Here is a 4,252-nt window from a genome sequence, read left to right as displayed (position 1 = left end):
AGTTTTTGCTTTCAGATCGATTTTTTGGGCAGAAAAACTTACGGTCGTCGCAACAACTAGAAGTGCAAAGGAGATTTTTTTTAATATCGTTTTCATTCTTTTTTTTATTTTTTTTGGATGAATTATTAAATTTAAAATTAAACTGTTGTTTAAGATTTAAAATTACTTGCGCAATTCTTCCAAAAACTGTTCCAAAGAATTTAAATCGCTGATTAATACTTCTCTCGCTTTCGCACCATTGAATCCACCTACAACACCGCTGGCTTCTAACTGATCCATAATTCTTCCGGCACGGTTATATCCTAATTTTAATTGTCTTTGTAACATCGATGTAGAGCCTTGTTGGGTAGAAACTAAAATTCTCGCAGCGTCTTCGAAAAGAACATCTTTTTCGTTCGGATCAAAAGTGTTTACTGTAGAACTAGAATCTTCTGTGGAATATTCAGGAAGCATAAATGCGCTTGCATATCCTTTTTGTTCACCGATGAATTCTGCAATTTTTTCAACTTCCGGCGTATCAACAAATGCACATTGCAAACGCATAATTTCATTTCCATTAAAGTAAAGCATATCTCCTTTACCAATTAATTGATCTGCTCCCGGAGAATCTAAAATCGTACGAGAATCCACACTCGAAATAACTCGGAAAGCCGCTCTTGCCGGGAAATTCGCTTTAATCATTCCTGTAATTACGTTTACAGAAGGTCTTTGAGTTGCCACGATTAAGTGAATTCCAACCGCTCTTGCTAACTGTGCTAATCGGGCAATCGGAAGTTCAACTTCTTTTCCTGCAGTCATTATTAAATCAGCGAATTCATCAACAACCAAAACGATGTAAGGCAAATATCGATGTCCATTTTCGGGATTTAATTTTCGCTCAGAGAATTTCTTATTGTATTCTTTAATGTTTTTACAGAAGGCATTTTTTAGCAAATCATAACGCTGATCCATTTCGATACAAAGGGAATTCAAGGTATTAATTACTTTGTGTGTATCAGTAATAATGGCATCTTCACCATCAGGAAGTTTTGCCAGATAATGCCTTTCAATTTTTGAATAAAGCGAAAGTTCTACTTTCTTCGGATCCACCATCACGAACTTCAATTCACTCGGATGTTTCTTATAAAGGAGCGAAGTTAAAATCGCATTAATCCCAACTGATTTTCCTTGTCCAGTTGCACCTGCCATTAATAAATGGGGCATTTTTGCCAAATCGGCCATGAAGATTTCATTGGAAATCGTTTTACCAAAAACAACTGGTAAATCCATATCTGAATTTTGGAATTTCTGAGAAGCAATTACACTTCTCATAGAAACCATCGAAGGATTTTTTCTCGGAACTTCAATCCCGATAGTTCCTTTACCAGGCATTGGTGCGATAATTCTTATTCCTAAAGCAGAAAGATTTAGCGCAATATCATCTTGCAATTTTTTAATCGAAGCAACCCGAATTCCTGCTTCCGGAACGATTTCATATAAAGTAACTGTTGGTCCGATGGTCGCTTTAATTTCAGAAATACCGACATTAAAGTTTTTTAATAAACCAACAATTTTATTTTTGTTCTCTTCTAATTCATCTTTATTAACGGAGATTTCCTCATTTCCATAATCACGTAATAAATCGATTGGCGGCATTTGGAATTTACCGAGTTCTAATTTATGATCATAATAGCCGTGCTTATCGACGAGTTCTTGCGACTTTTTATCACTTTCGTCGATGATATCAATGGTTTTTGCAACTTCAATTTTGAAATCGATATCATCGGTTTTAGGAAGGTTTGCATTTTCCTCAGCAGAAGAATTTGGATTTAAAGTTACCGTTGTTTCTTGCTCATCTTGATCAAATGAAGTTTGATTCGGAGTTTGAATAGTTTCTATTTCATTATTAAGGACAACTTCTTTAGGTATTTGTTGTTCTGCATTTACTTCGGTAACTGTAATGTTCTGTTCCTTCTCATTTGCGATCTCCTCCAGTTCTTCATCGGCATCAAAATTCTCTTCTGAACGGGGCATCATTCCTTTAACACGACCAATTGTATTGTCATTAAAATCACTCAATTTAGATTTAATGCTGCTTGGACGAAGATTAAATTCCAAAATAAAATAAAGACCAATACTCACTAAAATGACCATCCAAAGACCAGCAGTTCCAATAATTGAATTTAAGAAATCCATAATTTGGAAACCGTAAACGCCACTCAAAACGCCTTGCCCTTGGGTAATTGCACCCATTAAAATCGGAAGCCAGCAAATAAAAAACAGAGAATGACCAATGGTTTTCCAAGGTTTGAAATAGTTTTTTTTCAGAATCATCATTCCAAAAACAAAAAAGAGGAAAGCAACCAGAAATGCTGCAATTCCGATACTTTCGAAAATAAAAATATTACCAAGCCAATCACCAATTTTCCCAAAAATGTTAGATGATTTAATCGTTTTATCCAGCATGGTTCCGGCTTGGCTTTGGTCGGCTTTCCAGTTCATTAAATAAGAAATGAACGAAAGAGTGCCTACTACCGAAATCACGAGAAATAAAATTCCGAAAAATATGCGCGGTTTAGAAAGGATTTTGCTTTGTTCAGCCGTTTTAGGCGTGGTTTTTTTTGTATCTTTTTCCATAATGTCAATCAGGGCAAATTTAATAATAATAATTAAGAAATTTTTGTGAATGATTAAGATTTTTTTTGATTATAAAAGAAGTATTAAAAGATAGTAGAGCGGTTTATTTCGGAATAATTTTTGAAGCATTATCGCAAGTAACCCTTTAATAAAAACATCATGAATGCACATAATAATCCAAAGGATAAAGATAAATTGTTATTAAACAATGATAAAGAAGTGGTTCTAAATGTAGAGAATCATTCAAAAGAAGAAAAATTAATTACCGATAGTCATCCGAAAAAAAATGCTAAAAATGCAATTCCTCCTAAAGCGTGGGAAAATCAGGAAAAAGCATATAATGACGAATGGGAAAATAATAAAAATAATATGCTCGATGATGATTTATAAGTTTGATGAAATTCGGTAAATAGAAAATTTTCACTTTCAAACTAGAATTATCTACCTGTTTTATTTGAGTAATAATATCTGTGGTAATAATTTTTTTAAAATTACAATCATCTTGGAATCATTTTTGTCACACCATTAATACACTAAACTTTTTATTATGAAACCAGAAGACAACACTTGGGAACAAAAAGAAAAAATGAAAGAAATGAACTACAGTTCAGAAAACGATATTTTTAATCAGGAAAAACATATTTCTTTAGACGGAAACGGAAATCCAATTACGAGCGAATCAACTGACGAGGATGATTTGGATGAAAATCTAGACGTTCCGGGAGCGAGCGATGATGATGATATGGAGAGCATTGGCTCCGAAGACGAAGAAAATAATTATTACAGTCGAAGCGATAACGAAGATGATCACGAAGAAGAAAATGAAGATCTTTTATCTTAATTAATGCAACCTTACTTTTTTGAGTAAGGTTTTTTATTGGTTGAAACTTCAGAGGAGAGGAATTTTTTTCCTCTTTTCTTTTCTTTTGTATTTTCTAATTTGAATATTTTTAAGACTTCGAATTTTTATTAGTATTGATTTTTATTATTTAAAAAGGAAAAAAGGAAATTTGAAAACAACAAATCGAGTTGTTTTAGGATTGGTTTTTATGTTTGTGGTTCACTTTTCAATGAACTATTATATGGGTGAAAGAGGAGTATGTCTTATTTCAAACCTTAATGATAGTAATGTAACATTGATTTTGTATAAAAATAATACTTTTAAAATATCAATGTTTTGGAATCACGGTTCAGATAATTTTTTAGGAAGCTATGAATTAAAACCAATCCTGTCCTAAATAAATCTAGATTCTTGAAAGTCGCACAATTCTATTGAGTTTTTCGGGATAAATTTAATATTCTCAGAATAGAACCTCTTAGGTGGTTCTATATGATCTTCAAAAGGGTTATCGAGCCAACAACACAGAGAAGGGTTTTATGAACATTCTTTTACGAAAATAGCAACTGATTGGAATTTTTTTTTTAGTTGATGAATGTAAGAATAGAACAGTTGCAAGAAAAATTGAAAATCATATCAAGAATATGAAAAGTAGAAAATATATTGAAGATCTTAAAAGGTATCCTGAAATTTCAGATAAATTAAAAGAGCCTGTTTAAAAATTAAATAAAGAAAAGTTTATGGCATAATTAAACAAGAAAAATAACTTATAAAAAACTGATTGTCAGTTGTTTATGT

The 4,252-nt window shown here is 32.3% G+C and carries 4 protein-coding genes; 3 read left to right on the top strand and 1 reads right to left on the bottom strand.

What is annotated here, in order from left to right; translation table 11 throughout:
• Nucleotides 1-162 precede the first annotated feature (162 nt).
• The gene (locus tag WBY99_RS01440) at nt 163-2,616 is read right to left on the bottom strand and encodes a DNA translocase FtsK 4TM domain-containing protein (protein ID WP_423974567.1); all 2,454 of its coding nucleotides are present in this window, start codon (nt 2,614-2,616) and stop codon (nt 163-165) included.
• Nucleotides 2,617-2,775: 159 nt separating this feature from the next.
• On the opposite strand from WBY99_RS01440, the gene WBY99_RS01435 reads away from it, so the two are divergent.
• The 3 genes from WBY99_RS01435 (at nt 2,776) to WBY99_RS01425 (ending at nt 3,854) form a co-directional block, all read left to right on the top strand.
• On the top strand, nt 2,776-3,006 hold the full coding sequence (locus WBY99_RS01435; RefSeq protein ID WP_423974566.1) for a hypothetical protein: 231 nt from the start codon (nt 2,776-2,778) through the stop codon (nt 3,004-3,006).
• A 157-nt stretch (nt 3,007-3,163) separates the two neighbouring features.
• Entirely contained in the window at nt 3,164-3,457 is a 294-nt protein-coding gene (locus WBY99_RS01430) for a hypothetical protein (protein WP_423974565.1), read from the top strand.
• Nucleotides 3,458-3,626: 169 nt separating this feature from the next.
• Nucleotides 3,627-3,854 carry a hypothetical protein gene (locus tag WBY99_RS01425; protein ID WP_423974564.1) on the top strand — a complete coding sequence of 76 codons (228 nt, stop codon included), beginning with the start codon at nt 3,627-3,629 and terminating at the stop codon, nt 3,852-3,854.
• Nucleotides 3,855-4,252: the final 398 nt, after the last annotated feature.

Source organism: Kaistella sp. (genome assembly GCF_049588135.1).
In the GTDB taxonomy this organism is placed as follows: domain Bacteria; phylum Bacteroidota; class Bacteroidia; order Flavobacteriales; family Weeksellaceae; genus Kaistella.
This window is presented reverse-complemented; position numbering and strand designations above follow the sequence as displayed.

Excerpts from the sequence above, each read along its gene's own strand:
- WBY99_RS01440 (WP_423974567.1), bottom strand. The coding sequence starts at position 2,616 with ATGGAAAAAGATACAAAAAAAACCACGCCTAAAACGGCTGAACAAAGC.
- WBY99_RS01430 (WP_423974565.1), top strand. The coding sequence starts at position 3,164 with ATGAAACCAGAAGACAACACTTGGGAACAAAAAGAAAAAATGAAAGAA.
- WBY99_RS01435 (WP_423974566.1), top strand. The coding sequence starts at position 2,776 with ATGAATGCACATAATAATCCAAAGGATAAAGATAAATTGTTATTAAAC.